Below are 16,592 nucleotides of genomic sequence, written 5' to 3'. Positions count from 1 at the left end.
ACTTCCCCGGGGCCGTCGCCGGGACACACGGTGCATCCGCCGCGCACCGTCCGGCGGAAACCCCCACGGCACCACGCACCCGGCACGGCCCGTGCCGCAGCCGACGACGAGAGGACCCGGATGCGCCCCACCACCTTCGACGGCGGCACGGACCAGCCGCGTGACCGGCCGCGCGCGGACGGGGGCCCGCGATGACGCGGACGGTGACCGGACGCACCGACCACGTCGTGGTCGTCGGCGCGGGGCTGGCCGGCCTCTCCGCCGCCCTGCACCTGCTCGGCTCCGGACGGCGGGTGACCGTCGTCGAACGCGACCCGCTGCCCGGCGGCCGCGCGGGACGGCGCGAACTCGGCGGCTACCGCCTCGACACCGGCCCCACCGTGCTCACCATGCCCCATCTGGCCGACGAGGCGTTCGCGGCCGTCGGCGACCGGCTGGCCGACCACGTCGAACTGCTGCCCCTGCACCCCGCCTACCGGGCGGGCTTCGCCGACGGCGACACCCTGGACGTGCACACCGACGCCGCCGCCATGGAGGCCGAGGTCGAACGCTTCGCCGGGGCCCGGGAGGCCGCCGGCTACCGCAGGCTGCGCACCTGGCTGACGCGGTTGCACGCCGTACAGATGCGCCGGTTCATCGACGCCAACTTCGACTCGCCGCTCGGCCTGCTCACCCCGGACCTGGCCCGGCTCGCCGCCCTAGGCGGCTTCGGACGGCTGGACGCGCGCATCGGACGGTTCCTGACGGACGAACGGCTGAAGCGGGTCTTCTCCTTCCAGGCCCTGTACGCCGGTGTCGCCCCGGCCCGCGCCCTGGCCGCCTACGCCGTGATCGCCTACATGGACACCGTGGCCGGCGTCTACTTCCCGCGCGGCGGCATGCACGCCCTGCCCCGCGCCATGGCCGCCGCGGCGGTGCGGGCGGGGGCCGACCTGCGCCTCGGACAGGACGTCACCCGGCTGGAACGGTCCGGCTCCCGGATCACCGCGGTCGTCACCGCCGGCGAACGCATCCCGTGCGACGCCGTCGTCCTCACCCCCGACCTGCCCGTCGTCCACCGGCTGCTCGGCCGCCGCCCGCGCCGTCCGGTCGCGCTGCGGCACGCCCCCTCCGCGGTCGTCCTGCACGCGGGCACCAGCCGCACCTGGCCGCACCTCGCCCACCACACGCTCTCCTTCGGCGCCGCCTGGCGCCGCACCTTCGACGAACTCACCAGGACCGGCACCCTGATGACCGACCCTTCCCTGCTGATCACCCGGCCCACCGCGAGCGACCCGGACCTCGCCCCCGAGGGCCGGCACCTCCACTACGTCCTCGCCCCCTGCCCCAACACCGACATCGGCCCGGACGCCCGCGCCTGGACCGACCTCGCCCCCCGCTACCGCGACCGGCTGCTCACCACCCTCGAGGGCCGGGGACTGGCCGGCCTCGCCGCCGCGATCGAGGAGGAGTGCCTGGTGACACCCGCCGACTGGACCGACCGGGGGCACGCCGCCGGCACCCCCTTCTCCGTCGCCCACACCTTCGCCCAGACGGGACCCTTCCGGCCCCGCAACCTCGTCCGCGGCACGGACAACGCGGTCCTCGCGGGCTGCGGCACCACCCCGGGGGTCGGCGTGCCCACCGTGCTCCTCTCCGGGAAGCTGGCCGCCGCCCGCGTCACCGGGGCACCAGGACGCCGTACGGCGGCCGGCGGCGGGCACCGATGACCCGCCGCGAACTGGACGCCGCCGGCATCACCGACCCGGCCCTGCGCGCCGCCTACGGCCACTGCCGGCGCCTCAACGCCCGCCACGGCCGCACCTACTTCCTGGCCACCCGTCTCCTGCCCGTCGACCGCCGGCCCGCCGTGCACGCCCTGTACGGCTTCGCCCGGTGGGCGGACGACATCGTCGACGACATGGGCGTCGGGGCGACCACCGCCGAGCGTGCCGCCACCCTCACCCGGCTGGAGGAGGAGCTGCGGCGGGCACTGACCGGCGGCCCCGGGTCCGCCACCGAACCCGTGGTGCTCGCCCTCGCCGACACGGCCGCCCGGTACGCCATCGACCCGGCGCACTTCACCGACTTCATGGCCTCGATGCGCAGCGACCTCACGGTCACCGACTACGCCACCTACGCGGACCTGCGCGCCTACATGCACGGCTCGGCCGCCGTCATCGGCCTCCAGATGCTGCCCGTCCTCGGCACCGTCACCGCCCGGGCCCACGCCGCCCCGCACGCCGCCGCGCTGGGCGTCGCCTTCCAGCTGACCAACTTCCTGCGCGACGTCGGCGAGGACCTGGACCGGGGACGGATCTACCTCCCGGCGGACCTGCTGGCCGCGCACGGCGTCCAGCGGGACCTGCTGCTGTGGAGCAGACGGACCGGCCGTCCCGACGCCCGCGTCATCGCCGCCCTGCGAGCCGCCGAGGACCTCACCCGCGGCGTGTACCGCGAGGCCGCCCCCGGACTGGCCATGCTGGACCCGGTGGCCCGGCCCTGTATCCGCACCGCGTTCGTGCTCTACCGCGACATCCTCGACGCCGTCGCCCGGAGCGGGTACGCGGTACTGCACCGGCGCGCGGTGGTGTCCCGCCGCCGGCGCGCGGCCGTCGCCGCCGACGGGCTCGCCCGCGTGGCCGCCGCCCGGCTCGTGGCCGCCGCGCACCGGACGCCACCGGTGCCGGCCCGGCACGACGCCTGCTCCGCGAAGGAGGCCGGATGAGGCAGGACCCGCCCAGCCCCCGCAAGGGCCGCTTCCCCCTGCGGCTGCGCCGCCGCGCCGTCCCCTGGCAGCACCAGCGCCCCACCTGGCGCGAGGCCCGCCCCGCGATCGTCGCCGACGCCCTCGAACGGGCCCTGGCCCGCCCCTGCGGCAACTGGTACGTCCTCGGCGCGAGCACCGCCGTACGAGCGGACCGCCCGCTGTCCGGCACGGTCGCCGGCGTCGAGGTCGTCGTCTGGCGGGACGCCGGCGGCCGTCTGGTGGGCGGTCCCGGCGCCTGCCCCCACCTCGGCGCCCCGCTGGCGGACAGCCCGGTGCGGTGCGGCACGCTCGTGTGCCACTGGCACGGACTCGCCCTGGACGGTTCCCCGTTCGCCGGCTGGGAGCCGCTGCCGGTCCACGACGACGGCGTACTGGTGTGGGTACGGCTGGACACCGCCGGCGAGGAGACGCCCACCTCCGCCCCCGCCGTCCCCGCCAGGCCGGCGCGGGCGACGGCCCTGACGTCCGTGTGGCGCGGGATCGGCGTCTGCGACCCCGAGGACGTCGTCGCCAACCGGCTCGATCCCTGGCACGGCGCCTGGTTCCACCCGTACTCCTTCGTGGACCTCACCGTCGTCGAAGTGCCCGGCGAGGACGACGACCGCTTCGTCGTGGACGTGTCCTTCCGGCTCACCGGCCGCCTCGTCGTGCCCGTGCGCGCCGAGTTCACCGCGCCCGGGCCCCGCACCGTCGTCATGCGCATCATCGACGGCGAGGGCACCGGGTCCGTCGTGGAGAGCCACGCCACGCCGCTGGGCCCGGACGAGCGGGGCAGGCCGCGCACCGCGGTCACCGAGGCGGTGCTGGCCACCTCGGACCGGCCGGGATTCCCGGCGGCCCGCCGCCTGGCACCTGCCCTGCGCCCCCTGATGCGCGCCGCCGCCGGCCGCCTGTGGCGCGACGACCTCGCCTACGCCGAACGCCGCAGGCACCTGCGCGAGCGCGGCCAGTTCCCCGGCTGAACGGAGCAGCACCGGCATGCAGACCTTCCTCCCCCACCCCGGCTTCCGGGAGTCGGCGCTCGCCCTGGACCGCCGCCGGCTCGGCAAGCAGCGGGTCGAGGCGCTCCAGGTGCTGCGCGGCCTGACCGTGCCGGGCTACGGATGGCGCCGGCACCCGGCCGTGCGCATGTGGACGGGGTACGAGGAGGCCCTCGTCCGGTACGGCCTGGAGATCTGCCGGGTCTGGCGGGAGCAGGGGCACCAGGACGGTGTCGCCGCCTCCCTCGTGGCCGGGCTCGCCGCGTGCCGCCCGGGTGGACCGGTGCGGGACCAGGAGGAGCTGGCGGGGGCCGGCGAGCTGCCGCCCTGGCTCGGTGACGAGGCCTTCCACCGCAGCCACCGGTCGGCGCTGGTGCGCAAGGACCGGGAGGCGTACGCCGGGCTGTTTCCCGGCGTCCCCGACGACCTGCCCTATGTCTGGCCGGCCTCGGACCGGGAGGGCGGGGGGACGGGGAAGGACGCCTGAAGGGACGTCAGGCCTTCTGCTCGCCGGCGAGTTCCTTCAGGTCGACCGTCTGGTCGGCCGGCGGCTGCTCGGCCTGAACCGGCTCGTTGTACTCGCTGAAGGTGACGCTGCCGGGGTTCTTGCCGCCCTCGGTGATGCTCTTCAGGATGTACGGCTCGCCCTCCGTGGCGACGTACAGGGCGAGGGTCTCGCCGCCGGACGTCTTCTTGGTCAGCTTCAGGGCCTCCTCGCCGCCGACCTCCGTCGTGCCGTCGCGCTTCATGCCCTGGCGTTCGGACTTGTCCTCGTCCATGGCCGCGATGAAGCCCTGCTTGTCGCAGACCCCGGCGGTCGCGGCGTCGCTCGCCGGCATCCTGACCCACTTGCCGTCGAGCTTCTGAGGCATCTGCTGCGAGGCGCCGGGCTGCTGTTGCAGCGCGTTCTGCCAGTACTGCTGGTCACCGCGCAGGTAGAGCGTCGCGTCGGTGTGGCGCACGTCCGCCTGGGCCTCGCCGGTGCCGATGGTGCCCTCGCAGTTCTTCTCCTGGTCGACCGAGACGTCGATGGTGACGGTGCCGCCGTCCTCCGGGCGGACATCGCCCTTCATGTGCAGGGACTTGGCCTGCTGGGTCGCCTCGACCGCCTTCGTCGCGATGTCGTCGGCGCTCTGCCCCTCGAAGGGTTCGCTGCCGCCACCGGAATCGCCGCAGCCGGCCAGTAAGGCGACGGAGACGCTGGCGGTCGCCACAGCGGTTGCCACTTTGATGGTGCGCACTGGCGGTTTCCTCCCATGTCGGTTCATGACCGTCTCATGACTGTCAAATCCCTTGCCGTCCCGATGTGTTGGCATCGGGACGTTCCGGCTACCCCATTTCCTGTGACATGCACGCGGTGGAGAACCCGTGGCGCCCGTGTGAGCGCCGGCCGATCCGATTGGCCCCCGATGCGGACCGTCCGGTGGACCCCATGACGGGCCGCCGTGCTTCCTAACGTCGTGGCCATGAACGCCACCACCACGCGCGGGGCCCTGCTCGCCGCGCTCGCCTGTGTCCTCGTCGGAGGGTCCTTCACCGCCAACAGCCTGCTCGGCGACTATCCGTACGCGGGCGGCCAGTTCCTGCGCTACGCGCTCGCCTTCCTGCTGCTCGTCCCGCTCGCCGGCCCCGGCGCGACGGCCCGGCTGCGCACGCTCGGGGCCGGCCGGTGGCTGCGGCTGGCGCTGCTCGCGGCCGTCGGCATGGTCGGCTTCAACCTCGCCGTGCTCGCCGCCGAACGCACCGCGGAACCGGCGGTCCCCGGCGTCTTCGTCGGCTGTGCGCCGGTGGTCGTGGCCGTGGTCGTCCCCCTCCTGGACGGGCGCCGGCCGCAGCGCGTCGTGCTGTACGGCGCGTTGTTCGTGGCCCTGGGCGCCCTCACCGTCCAGGGCTGGGGGCGCACCGACGCGGCGGGCATCGCCTTCTCGGTGTGCGCCCTGGTCGGCGAGGTCGGCTTCGCCGTCCTCGCGGTGCCCGTACTGCGGCCGCTGGGGCCCCGCCTCCTGTCCACCGTGGTGTGCGGGATCGCGGCGGTGGAGTCGGCGCTGGCCGGGTTCCTGATCGACGGCCCGGACTGGCTGCGGTGGCCGGACGCGGTCGAGGCCGGGGCCCTGCTGTGGCAGGCGGCGGTGGTCACCGTCGTCGGCTTCGTGTGCTGGTACATGGGCATGCAGTGGATCGGTGCCGAGCGCGCCACCCTCTTCTCCGGCCTGATCCCCGTCGCCGCCGCCTGCACGGCGCCGCTCGTCGGCACCGGCTCCTACGGCGCCGCGCAGGCAGTGGGCAGCGCGCTGGTGTGCGCCGGGGTCGCGGTCGGGTCGGGCGCCTCGCCGTGGCCGACGCGCCGGGGCCGGGCGCCGGCGGGGCGTCAGCGGGCCTGCGAGCGCTCCTTGGAGAAGCTGTAGAGGTCCTCGGAGGTGGTGATCAGCTCTCGCTGCTCCTGCCGGGAGCCGACCATGGGCTGCGAGCCGCGCAGCGGCACCTGGGCGCTCTCCGGCAGGAACCGCACGGTCACCAGACCGATGGCACCGGCCACCATCAGGTAGTAGGCCGGCATCAGCTCGCTGCCCGTGACGCTCACCAGGGCCTCGGTGAACAGTGGAGTGGTGCCGCCGAAGGCCGCGACGGCGAAGTTGAAGCCGATGCCCATGGCCGCGTAGCGCACGGCGGTCGGGAAGAGCGCCGGCAGGGTCGCGGCGCTCGGCGCGGCGAAGCAGGCCAGCAGGGTGGACAGGAGCAGCACCCCGGCGACCGGCTGCCAGGTTCCGTCCGCCTTGAGGAGCAGGAAGGCCGGCACGGCGAGGACGATCATCGCGACCGCGCCGACCGCGTAGAGCGGGCGGCGGCCGACGTGGTCGCTGAGCCGGCCGAGGAAGGTGATCAGCAGCACGATCCACACCATGCCGATCAGCACCAGCACGTCGGCGAAGCCGCTGGACCGGCCCAGGGTCTCGGTCTGGTACGTGGGCAGGTAGCCGGTGACCATGTAATTGGTGACGTTGTACAGCAGTACCACGCCCATGCAGATGAGCAGCGGACGCCAGTGGTCCTTGACGATCGTCTTGAACTCGCTGCCGACGGACTCCTGCGCGAGGCTCTTCTCGTGCTCGTCGAGCTGCTGCTGGAAGGCCGGTGACTCCTCCAGCTTCAGCCGCATGTACAGGCCGATCAGGCCCAGCGGGCCGGCGATCAGGAAGGGGACGCGCCAGCCCCAGTCGAGCATCTGGCCGTCGGTCAGCGCCAGGTTCAGCACGGTCACCAGCGCGGAGCCGAGGGCGTAGCCGACGAAGGTGCCGAAGTCGAGCCAACTGGAGAGGAAGCCGCGCCGCCGATCGGGTGAGTACTCCGCGACGAAGGTGGTCGCGCCGCCGTACTCGCCGCCCGTGGAGAAGCCCTGGAGCATGCGGGCGAGCAGCAGCAGGCCCGGGGCGGCGATGCCGATGGAGGCGTAGCTGGGGATCAGGCCGATGGAGAAGGTGCCGACGGCCATCAGGATCATCGTGGTGGCGAGCACCTTCTGACGGCCGATCCGGTCCCCGAGCGGACCGAAGACGAGACCGCCCAGGGGCCGTACGACGAAAGCGGCGGCGAACGTGGCGAAGGACGAGATGACCTGGGCGGTCGGGGAGGCGTCCGGGAAGAAGACCTTGCCGATGGTGGCGGCCAGGTAGCTGTAGACACCGAAGTCGAACCACTCCATGCAGTTTCCGAGGGCGGAGGCCCCGACGGCCCGTTTCAGCAGCGGTCCCTCGACGACCTGGACGTCCTCCTCGCCAAAGGCCCGCTTGTTGCGGCGCAGCCGTCGGGTCAGTTCCTCGCGCACCTGCCGGGGCAGCTGCGCGACCGTACTCGGCATCTTCACCCGGCCCAGAGGGCCGGGCCCGCCGTCAGGCCTCGCGTTCACCAGGCGGCCACCCTTCTGTCGCTTCGCCACGTTTCGCCTGACCGAATTCTGTGCCGCGGTGATCGTCCGGCGCACGCGGAGGGACTGCCGCAGACGCGGGAACCTGGGCCCCCGCTCCGGGGCGCGCGGTGGTCCGGTCGGCGCCCGCTGCGGTCGCGGGCGTCCCAGGTCGCGGCAGCCGATGCGGTGGGGACGTGCGCCAAAGCGCCCGTACGACGGTGACCGGCACCGGGCGGCTGTCCGTACGGGCACGGCGCCGGACGCCGGGCTTGGGCCCGCCCGGTGCCGGAATGGGCTCCCGGGCCCTGCCGGTGGGCCCCGCGCGCCGCCTACCGTCACCGCACCGGACGTGGAGACGAGGAGCAGAGGAGGCGCGGGGTGCCGCTGTTCGGCGGGGCGGAGCAGGAGCGCGCGGGCGGTCGCGCCGGGCGGGACGGCGGGCAGAGCGCCGTGGAGTACCTGGGCATGGTCGCGGTGGCCGGCGCCGTCGTGCTGGCCATCGCCGGCACCGCCCTCGGGACGGAGATCGACGACCGGATCATGTGCCAGGTGCAGCGGGTCGTCGGCACGGACGGGTGCGGCGGGCACGGCACCGAGGGCGCCCCCGGCCCCGACGACCCGCTGCCGCCCGGCGGTGACCCCTTCCAGCCCGCCAAGTGCCTGCTCTCCTCGGAGGAGACCAAGGACACCGTCGTGGTGCAGATCCTGTTCATCAAGATCTCCAGCACCGAGCAGGTCAAGGTGATGCAGTGGTCCGACGGGTCCGTGATGCTCGAACGCGTCACCAGCACGGGCGGCGGCGTGACCGCGAGCATCGGCGCGGACATCCCGGGACTGAAGAACTGGGGCGGTGGCGCCTCGCTGGGCGGGAGCTACGTCAGGAGCAGCGGCAGCGGCGGACGGTGGCTGTTCGACGCACACGACTCCGACGATCCGCAGGCGGACCTGGAGGCGAACCTCGCGGACGCCAAGCAGTTCGCCGAGTACCTCAAGGCCGCGCACAAGTGCCGCAGCCGTCCACCGGGAGCCCGGTCCGCGGAACTCGGCATGATCTGCGGCCACGCCGCGGACGACAAGAAGCCGGACGTCGACCCGGAGAAGGCCCCGGACGTCGACATCACGAAGACCACCACGGAGCTCTCCGGCGAGGTGAGCTTCGGCGGCAAGTACGCCAAGGACGACAAGGCGGTGAAGTCCCTGAAGGACGACATCGCCGCCGAGATCCGCAGGAACGACCCGAAGGCGTCCCCGAAGGAGCTGGCGGAGAAGATCGAGAAGGCGCAGCAGACGGTGATCGGCTCGGCGCCCGACACCAAGGACATGGGCAACGGCTCCCTCCAGGGTCTGTCCGGCACCATGAGCAAGGACGTCGTGGTGATGCGGGCGAAGACCGGACCCGACGCCGGCAAGATCACCTTCGTCTACACCTTCGAGATGAGCGGCAGGTCCGGTGCCGGCGACCAGACCGGGGCCACGCGCATGCAGCAGATCGCCGTCACCTACGACGCCGAGGCCTACGACCGGGAGACGGAGGAAGGGCTGCAGCACCGCCCCGAGAAACTGAAGATCACCACGAGCGAGGAGAGCGGCGGCGGCCCCGGCGTCAACGTCGGCGCCGGAGTCAACACCGGCCCCGTCACCATCGACGTCGGCGGCGGTGGCGGCAGTACCGAGACCCGGCTGCACACCGAGATCGCGGAGATCACCCTCACCGACGACACGGACCGCGAGACGGTGGAGGACTGGATCCGCGGCCGCGGCGACAACCCGGCCGGGCAGGGCGTCCCCTCACCGTCCTCCCTCGTCGGCCCGCTGCCCGCGGACGCCGGCCCGATCGACCGCCTGCTGCACGGCAAGGCTCAGATCAGCAGCCTGGACTACGAGGTGAACACCGACTGGTGGAACGCCTCGCTCGGCATCGGTTTCGGCGTCTCGGCAGGCTCCCTCAACGCGGGCTTCAAGCTGTTCGGCATCGACGTCACCCATGAGGAACGCACCCAGACCATCACCGGCGACCCGGCCTACGCGGGGGCGCCCGGCAGTGACGGCAGCCGTCCGTGGAAGTCGTTCACCAACTGCAGCGACACCGAGCCGATCACCACCTGAGCCGGTGTGCGGCGCGGCTCGGCTCAGGGCTGCACGGGCATGCTCCAGCAGTTGGAGCGGGCCGGTTCCCCGGAGAGCCGGTCGGTGAGCCAGGAGATGGCCTCGCCCTGGTCGGCCAGCAGTGGGGCGAAGTGGTTGAGCAGGCCGCTGCCGACACCCGGCAGCACCACCGGGTCGTAGGTGACCTTCGCGCCCTTGCGGCACCAGTCGACGGCCAGCTGCCGGGACTGGTCGTGGGGGACCAGGTCGTCGGCGGTGCCCGTGGCCACCCGTACCGGACCGGCGGGCCTCAGCTCGCCGATGCGCTGTTCGGCGAGGAACGCCTGAAGGGCCGGTTCGGCCCGGATGACGTCGCTGATCGACTGCCCGCCCTTCGTCCAGGCGGTGCTGCTGTCGCCGCCGTACGCGAGGAGCGCGTCGCCGACGCACATCGTCGACAGGTCCTTGAGCGCCTCCTCACCGGCCGGGTCGATGTACCGGTCGGCGATCGGCCGCAGCGCGGGCTCGCTCTGGAGGAAGCCGTTGAGCGACCAGCCCAGGGCGCCCGCCAGGTCGCTGCCGTCGATGGCCTCGGTGACCTCGGCCAGGTCGGCGGGCGGAGCACCGGCGTAGGTGCCCGCCAGGGTGACGTCCGGGGCGTAGGACGGCTGGAGTTCGGCGGCGGCGGCCGTCGCCCCGCCGCCCTGGCTGTACCCGAAGAGCCCGACCCGGGAGCCGGAGGTGACCGACGCCGAGTCGAGGGAGCGGGCGGCGCGTACGGCGTCCAGGACGGCGTGGGCCCCGTCGACGCGGTTGACGTAGGTGTGCAGCCGGTCGGTGGTGCCGAGGCCGACGTAGTCGGTGACGACGACCGCGACGCCGCGCAGCAGCAGCCGGTAGATCGACAGGTCCTCGTAACCCACCGAGACCGTCTCGCCGTTGAACCGCAGCGGGTGCTCGAGCGCCATCGAGGCGGCGCACTGGTCGCCCTGGCCCATGGTGCCGGGCGCGACGGCGACCAGGGGACGCGGCCCGTCGCCGCGCCACTGGGCGGACGGCTCGATGTAGGCACCGGTCACGGCGACCGGTTCGCCGCCTGCGTCGGTGGACTTGTACATCAGCCGGGTCGCCTCGCCGGGGAGGGGACCGCCGAGGCCGGGCAGGCTCAGTGCCAGGGGCAGCGGCTCGCTGCGGATCAGCGCGCCGTCGGCCCCGGGCAGGGTGGCCGGCGGGGTGTAGAAGGCGGGGATCTCGATGCCGCGGGAGACCTCCGTGGCGGTCGCCGGTCCGTCGGCCGCCGCGGCGGGGACGGCCTGGACGCCGAGGGCGAGCGCGACGGTGACCGCCGCGGCGAGCGTACGTGGACGTGGGGGCATGGCGAACCTCCTGGGGAAGGGCCGGAAACCGGTCGGCCGCGGCCTGGTGGGGCCAGGGCCGTGGCCGCGCTGCTCCTGTGGGGTTACGGGACGGTAACCGGACAGGAGTTACCGTGGGTAGCACCATGCTCATTACGGTTCAGTAACTTGACGTGCTGTCCCACAACCGTCACGTCGAGGGGCGGAGCCGCCGTCAGGACACGGGCCAGGAACCCCGGTCGACGAGCCCCAGCACCAGCTGCGCGATGTTCCAGGCGTCGTCCACGCCCCGGTGGTGCCGCCCCTGAAGCGGCAGCCCGGCCAGGTCGAGCGCCCGCGCCATGCCGGGCCGCCTGCGCAGCCCGTGGGCGTCGGCGAAGACCGCCTTGGCGTTGGTGTGGGTGCGTTCGGCCGGCCGGCCGAACGGGTAGGGCACCCCGTCCGTCGCGCACTGGCGGACGAACTGGTGCCGGTCGTAGTCGCCCCAGCTCGCCCACGGCCGGACGGCCGCGCCGTGCTCGCGCACCAGCGTGTCGCAGGCCTCGGCGAAACTCATGCCCGCGTCGGCCTCGGCCGGGGTGATCCCGGTCAGTTCGGTGCAGAACGCGCTGACCCGGGAGCGGGCGGGCCGCACCATGACGCAGTGCCGAGCCACCCGCTCCCGGGCCACGAGGTCGACCACGGCGAGTCCGATCTCGATGACCTCGCTCACCGCGCCAGGGGGCGGCTGCCCCTCCCAGCAGGTCGCCTCGATGTCGATGACGTTCAGCAGGCCCCCGTGGCCCCCGCCCGTGCCGTGCCGGTCCATCCCGGCACCGTACGGGGGCACACGGGCACCGTCACCCGGATTTCCGCCCGGGGTACGGCTACCGGCGGCTGCGCACCAGCAGGTACAGGAAGTACGGCGTGCCGATGACCGCCGTCATGAGGCCCGCGCCGAGCTGGGACGGCGCGATCACCGTGCGGCCGATCAGGTCGGCCGCGCACACGAGCACCGCGCCGAGGAGGATCGCGACGGGCACGACCCGCACGTGCCGCCGGCCCACCAGGGCGCGGGCCGCGTGGGGGGCCACGAGCCCGACGAACCCGATCGTGCCCGCGCACGCCACGGCCGTCGAGCTGAGTACGACGCTCAGCACCAAAAATCCCAGGCGTCCCGGGGCCAGCCGCATGCCGAGCAGCCGCGGGGTGTCCTCGTCCAGGGAGACCAGGTCCAGCTCGGTGCGCCGGGCGACGGCCACACCGATGCCGACGACCAGCGCCAGAGCGACCGGCACGACGTCCGGCATGGTCCGCCCGTAGGTCGAACCCGACAGCCAGGTCAGGGCCTTGGTGGCGTTGAACGGGTCGGTGAGCACGATCAGCAGGCTGATCAGCGCCGCCGTACCGGAGGCCGTGCCGATGCCGACCAGGACCAGCCGGTTCTGCTGGAAGCCGCCCCGGGCGGCGAGCCCGAAGACGACGACCGCGGTGATCGCGGACCCCGCGAACGCGGCACCGGCGACGCCCCACGTAGTGGCGAGGGGCGCGGTGGTCACCAGGATCACGGCGCCCAGCGCGCCGCCGCCGGTGACGCCCAGGACGCTGGGCTCGGCGAGCGGGTTGCGGGTCACGGCCTGCACCAGCGTGCCGGCCAGGGCGAGCGCCGCTCCCGCGCCGAGCGCGGCGAGCACCCGGGGCACCCGCGTGTCCAGGACGAAGGTGACGGACCGTCCGGCCCGCCCCTGCGTCCAGTTGACGACGTCACCGAGGAGCAGCTTGGTGTCGCCGACCAGGACGGCGGCGATCACCAGGCCGACCAGGACGACGACGAGGACGCCCACGGTGACCAGGAACGCCGTCCGGCTCGGGGTGCGCAGCCGGTCGGGTGCGCCGGCCCCGGCCGTGTCCCGCATCCGGATCGCCATGACGACCAGGAACACGGCACCGACCAGGCTGGTGACGACGCCCGTGGGCACGGCCACCGAGAGGTCGTCCGAGACGAGCGTCCGCAGCACCACGTCCGAACCGAGGACCAGGGCCGCGCCGGTCAGCGCGGCCGCGGGCAGAGCGGCGCGGGAGCGTGCGTAGCCGCGGAACCGGCGGACCAGCGGGCGGACCAGGGCGGGGGCGCACAGGCCGACGAAGCCGATCGGCCCGGCGAGCGTGACCGCGGCGGCGGACAGCAGCGCCGCCAGGACGACGACCGTGACCCGGGTCGCCCGGACCGGGACGCCCAGCCCGCGCGCCGCGTCGTCGCCGAGGGCGAGCGCGTCCACCCGGCGGGCCGTCAGCAGCAGGCCGACGAGCCCGATGAGGGCGACGGGCAGCATCTGCAGTACGCCGTCGAAGCCGTTCTGGCCGATGCTGCCCTGGTTCCACTGATAGAGGCCCTCGGTCTGCTCGGGGAAGAGCAGCAGCAGACCCTCGGTCATGGAGTTCAGGCCCAGCATCAGCGCCGTGCCGGCGAGCACGAGCCGGACCGTGCCCGTGCCGAGGCCGGACAGACCGAGCACCACGGCCGCCGCCGCCAGACCGCCGAGGAAGGCGACGCCGGAGGAGGCGATCATGGGCAGCGAGAGGCCGGTGGCGCCGGCGATGCCGAGCGCCAGGTAGGAGCCGGCGTTGACGGCCAGGGTGTCGGGCGAGGCCAGCACGTTGCGGCTGACCGCCTGGAGGACGGCGCCGGCCATGCCGAGGACGGCGCCGACCAGCAGACCGGCGGTCATCCGGGGCAGCCGGGAGGCGACGACGACCGAGGCGTCGCCGGCGTCGGCCTGCCCGGTCAGGGCCCGCCACACCTCGGAGGCTCCGACGGCGGCGGTGCCCTGGGTGATGTCGACGACGGCGAGGACGGCGACCAGCAGGACGAGACCCGCCGTCACCGCGGCCGCACCCGACCGGGGCGTGGGAGCCGTCGACGGACGGGCAGCGGGTTCGGTTGCGGTGACGGCCATGGCCTCGCTACTTCGTGAGCGCGCCGACGACGGCGTCGATGTACGCCTCCATCGACCCGGGACCACCGAACATCCAGATGCCGTCGTTCAGCCGGTGCACGTCGCCGGCCTTGACGAACGGCAGGGACTTCCACACCGAGTTCTCGGTGAGCGCGCTGGTGAACGGCGTGGCGTTCGGGTCCTCGTCGTTGCCGATGTAGGCGAACTGGACGTCCTTCGGCAGGTCGGTCAGGCCCTCCACGTCGGTGGCGCCGAGACCGTAGGCCTCGTCACCCTTCACCTTCCAGGCGTTCTTCAGGCCGATCGCCTCGTGGACCTCACCGATGAGCGAGGTGGCGGTGTACGGGCGGATCGAGACCTGGTTGGAGGTGACGTAGCCGTCGGCGAAGGCGATGTCCTTGCCGGCCATACCGGCGTCCGTGAGGGCCTTCTTGCCCTCGGCGACCTTCGCCTCGAAGTCCTCGCGGATGGACTCGGCCTTGTCGGTGGTGCCGGTGGCCTTGGCGATCAGGTCGACGTTCTCCAGCATCTGGTCGATCTGGCCGGCGCCGTCTGCGGACCTCACCTCCAGCACCGGGGCGACCTCGCGCATCTGCTTCACGGCGGCCGGCGGCAGGTCCGTGGTGGCGACGATGAGGTCGGGGGCGAGGGAGGCGACGGTGTCCATGCTGGGCTCGCCGCGCGTGCCGATGTCCTTGGGGTCGCCCTTCAGCGGGACGGAGGTGTCCCACGTCTTGTAGCCCTTGACGTCGGCGACGCCGACCGGTTCGACACCCAGCGAGAGCAGGCTCTCGACGACGTTCCACTCGGTGGCGACGACCTTGGTGGCCGGGCCGTCGAGCTTCACCTCGGTGCCCTTGCCGTCCGTGAGGGTGATGGCCTCGGAGGCCTTCTTCTCCTCCGGCTTGTCGGCGGCGGGTTCGGTGGTGCCGCAGGCGGCGAGGGTGAGCGCCGCGGCGGTGGTGGCGGCCGCGGTGAGCAGGAGGCGTCTCATGAGGTGGTGCCGAGCCTTTCGGGGGTGCGTAGGTGATGGCGGCCGATCGGGCGGGTGCGCAGCCGGCCGGTGAGGGGGTCGGTGTCGACGTCGATCCGGATGCCGTAGACGGCGGTCAGCCGTTCCGGCGTCAGCACGTCCTCGGGCGGGCCGTCGGCGACGATCCGGCCCGCTTCGAGGAGCGTGATCCGGTCGGCGACGGCCGCCGCCTGGTCGAGGTCGTGCAGGACGACCCCGACGGCGATGCCGTGGTCGTCCGCCAGGTCCCGGATGAGGTCGAGGAGTTCCACCTGGTACCGCAGGTCGAGATAGGTGGTGGGCTCGTCCAGGAGCAGTACGCCGGTCTCCTGGGCGAGGCAGCTCGCGAGCCAGACCCGCTGCAACTGCCCGCCGGACAGGTGGTCGGCGCCGCGGTCGGCGAGTGCGTCGACGCCGGTGAGCGCGAGCGCCCGGTCCACGGCGGCCGGGCCGTCCGGGTCCGGGCGTCCCCAGCGCCCCCGGTACGGGTAGCGGCCGAACTCGACGACGTCGCGCACGGTGAGTCCGCCCGGCGTCGGGCGTCCCTGGGTCAGCAGGGCGACGTACCGCGAGAACTCACGGGACGTCAGTGCGAGGCCGTCGGTGTCGCCGTCGATGCCGAGCGTGGCGCTGCGGGCCCGCTGCAGCCGGGCGACGGTCCGCAGCAACGTCGACTTCCCGCTGCCGTTGGGGCCCACCAGGACGGTCACTTCACCGGGCCTGAGCCTGACCGCCGCGTCGTGCACGACGTCGACACCGTCGTACGCCACGGTGACGTCCGTGGCCGACAGTTCGTGTCCGCGCAGGCGTGGGCTGCCGGCTGCGTCTTCACCAGATCTCACGTGGCGAAGGTTAGCCTAACCTAAAAAGCGCTGGTAGAGATGGGGGTCACACGGTTCCGGGGCGAGTGCGGTCCGCTGCTCCCTGCGCGGGCGGACGACGCTCTCAACTCGCCTGCCACGACTGGGGTTTCCACAGTCCCGCCCGGTTCAGGGACTGCGGGCAGTGCAGGTAGATTTCGTCGATCTCCAGCAGGAGCGCCAGGTCCGGACGGCGTCCGTCCCGCGCCATGGCGTCGAAGAAGGGCGCGTCGGTGAGGATGCGGGCCCGGCCGTTGACCCGCAGCACCTGCTTGCCGCCGGGGACCAGGTACAGCAGGCCGGCGTGCGGATTGTCGAGGATGTTGTGGAAGCTGTCCCCGCGCCGGTTCCCGGGGCGGTCCGGGACGGCGACGGTGGCGGGATCGAGGACGTGCGTGAAGCCCGGGGCGTCGCCGCGCGGCGAGACGTCGCAGTTGCCCTGGGCGTCTGAGGTGGCGAGCAGGCAGAAGGGGGAGCGGGACAGGATGTCCCGGTCGTCGTCGGTGAGCCGGTCGTGCACCTTGTCGATGACGACGGGCCAGGGCTCGCCGAGCAGCTCGCGCAGCTCGGCGTGCGAGCCGAGTTCGGTCCAGCCGGCTTCACCGGTGGTGTCCGGCCGGTCTCCGGCCGCTTCGATCGTGGGTGGCAAGGCCGGCTCCCGGGTACGTGCGGGCCGGAAGGGTGCCCTTCCGGCAAGTAGTTGCACGTAGA

General features: G+C 73.5%; 14 protein-coding genes. 6 read left to right on the top strand and 8 right to left on the bottom strand.

Features of this window, described 5'->3' with window-relative positions; translation table 11 throughout:
* The first annotated feature begins 191 nt into the window (after window positions 1–191).
* The 4 genes from crtI to M6G08_RS28040 are packed head-to-tail and all read left to right on the top strand — an operon-like array spanning window position 192 to window position 4,216.
* Complete coding sequence (gene crtI / locus M6G08_RS28055) at window positions 192–1,709, top strand: phytoene desaturase family protein (RefSeq protein ID WP_272589907.1); 1,518 nt, start codon at window positions 192–194, stop codon at window positions 1,707–1,709.
* Window positions 1,706–2,707 carry a phytoene/squalene synthase family protein gene (locus M6G08_RS28050; RefSeq protein WP_272589906.1) on the top strand — a complete coding sequence of 334 codons (1,002 nt, stop codon included), beginning with the start codon at window positions 1,706–1,708 and terminating at the stop codon, window positions 2,705–2,707. The genes crtI and M6G08_RS28050 overlap by 4 nt, the downstream gene beginning before the upstream one ends.
* Window positions 2,704–3,711, top strand: a complete 1,008-nt coding sequence (locus M6G08_RS28045) for a Rieske (2Fe-2S) protein (protein WP_272589905.1) — start codon at window positions 2,704–2,706, stop codon at window positions 3,709–3,711. Before M6G08_RS28050 ends, M6G08_RS28045 begins: the two co-directional genes overlap by 4 nt.
* 16 nt (window positions 3,712–3,727) lie before the next feature.
* Window positions 3,728–4,216: an MSMEG_6728 family protein gene (locus M6G08_RS28040; protein ID WP_272589904.1), complete on the top strand. Its 489-nt coding sequence runs from the start codon at window positions 3,728–3,730 to the stop codon at window positions 4,214–4,216.
* 7 nt (window positions 4,217–4,223) lie between these two features.
* Here the strand turns inward: M6G08_RS28040 and M6G08_RS28035 are convergent, their stop codons facing one another.
* Complete coding sequence (locus M6G08_RS28035; protein WP_272589903.1) at window positions 4,224–4,943, bottom strand: hypothetical protein; 720 nt, start codon at window positions 4,941–4,943, stop codon at window positions 4,224–4,226.
* A 252-nt stretch (window positions 4,944–5,195) separates the two neighbouring features.
* Between M6G08_RS28035 and M6G08_RS28030 the strand changes: the two genes are divergently transcribed.
* Entirely contained in the window at window positions 5,196–6,134 is a 939-nt protein-coding gene (locus tag M6G08_RS28030) for a DMT family transporter (protein WP_272589902.1), read from the top strand.
* Here M6G08_RS28030 and M6G08_RS28025 read toward each other — a convergent pair.
* Window positions 6,098–7,585: an MFS transporter gene (locus M6G08_RS28025; protein ID WP_272591454.1), complete on the bottom strand. Its 1,488-nt coding sequence runs from the start codon at window positions 7,583–7,585 to the stop codon at window positions 6,098–6,100. The two genes, M6G08_RS28030 and M6G08_RS28025, sit on opposite strands and share 37 nt — an antisense overlap.
* Window positions 7,586–8,011: 426 nt before the next feature.
* Between M6G08_RS28025 and M6G08_RS28020 the strand changes: the two genes are divergently transcribed.
* Window positions 8,012–9,739 carry a hypothetical protein gene (locus tag M6G08_RS28020; RefSeq protein ID WP_272589901.1) on the top strand — a complete coding sequence of 576 codons (1,728 nt, stop codon included), beginning with the start codon at window positions 8,012–8,014 and terminating at the stop codon, window positions 9,737–9,739.
* A gap of 23 nt (window positions 9,740–9,762) precedes the next feature.
* Here M6G08_RS28020 and M6G08_RS28015 read toward each other — a convergent pair whose 3' ends face one another.
* From M6G08_RS28015 to M6G08_RS27990, 6 genes are all read right to left on the bottom strand, one after another.
* Window positions 9,763–11,094: a lipase family protein gene (locus M6G08_RS28015; RefSeq protein WP_272589900.1), complete on the bottom strand. Its 1,332-nt coding sequence runs from the start codon at window positions 11,092–11,094 to the stop codon at window positions 9,763–9,765.
* Between the two features lie 193 nt (window positions 11,095–11,287).
* Window positions 11,288–11,881, bottom strand: coding sequence for a 3'-5' exonuclease (locus M6G08_RS28010; RefSeq protein WP_272589899.1), 594 nt, complete (start codon window positions 11,879–11,881; stop codon window positions 11,288–11,290).
* A gap of 58 nt (window positions 11,882–11,939) precedes the next feature.
* The gene (locus M6G08_RS28005) at window positions 11,940–14,009 is read right to left on the bottom strand and encodes an iron ABC transporter permease (protein WP_272589898.1); all 2,070 of its coding nucleotides are present in this window, start codon (window positions 14,007–14,009) and stop codon (window positions 11,940–11,942) included.
* Between the two features lie 7 nt (window positions 14,010–14,016).
* Entirely contained in the window at window positions 14,017–15,003 is a 987-nt protein-coding gene (locus M6G08_RS28000; RefSeq protein WP_272589897.1) for an ABC transporter substrate-binding protein, read from the bottom strand.
* Window positions 15,000–15,863, bottom strand: coding sequence for a siderophore ABC transporter ATP-binding protein CdtA (gene cdtA / locus M6G08_RS27995; protein WP_272589896.1), 864 nt, complete (start codon window positions 15,861–15,863; stop codon window positions 15,000–15,002). The genes M6G08_RS28000 and cdtA overlap by 4 nt, the downstream gene beginning before the upstream one ends.
* 103 nt (window positions 15,864–15,966) lie before the next feature.
* Window positions 15,967–16,518: an MSMEG_1061 family FMN-dependent PPOX-type flavoprotein gene (locus M6G08_RS27990; RefSeq protein ID WP_383141167.1), complete on the bottom strand. Its 552-nt coding sequence runs from the start codon at window positions 16,516–16,518 to the stop codon at window positions 15,967–15,969.
* Window positions 16,519–16,592: the final 74 nt, after the last annotated feature.

This window comes from Streptomyces sp. M92 (assembly GCF_028473745.1).
Classification (GTDB): domain Bacteria; phylum Actinomycetota; class Actinomycetes; order Streptomycetales; family Streptomycetaceae; genus Streptomyces.
Note: the sequence above shows the minus strand (reverse complement) of the source record. Positions and strands in the feature narration are given on the sequence as shown.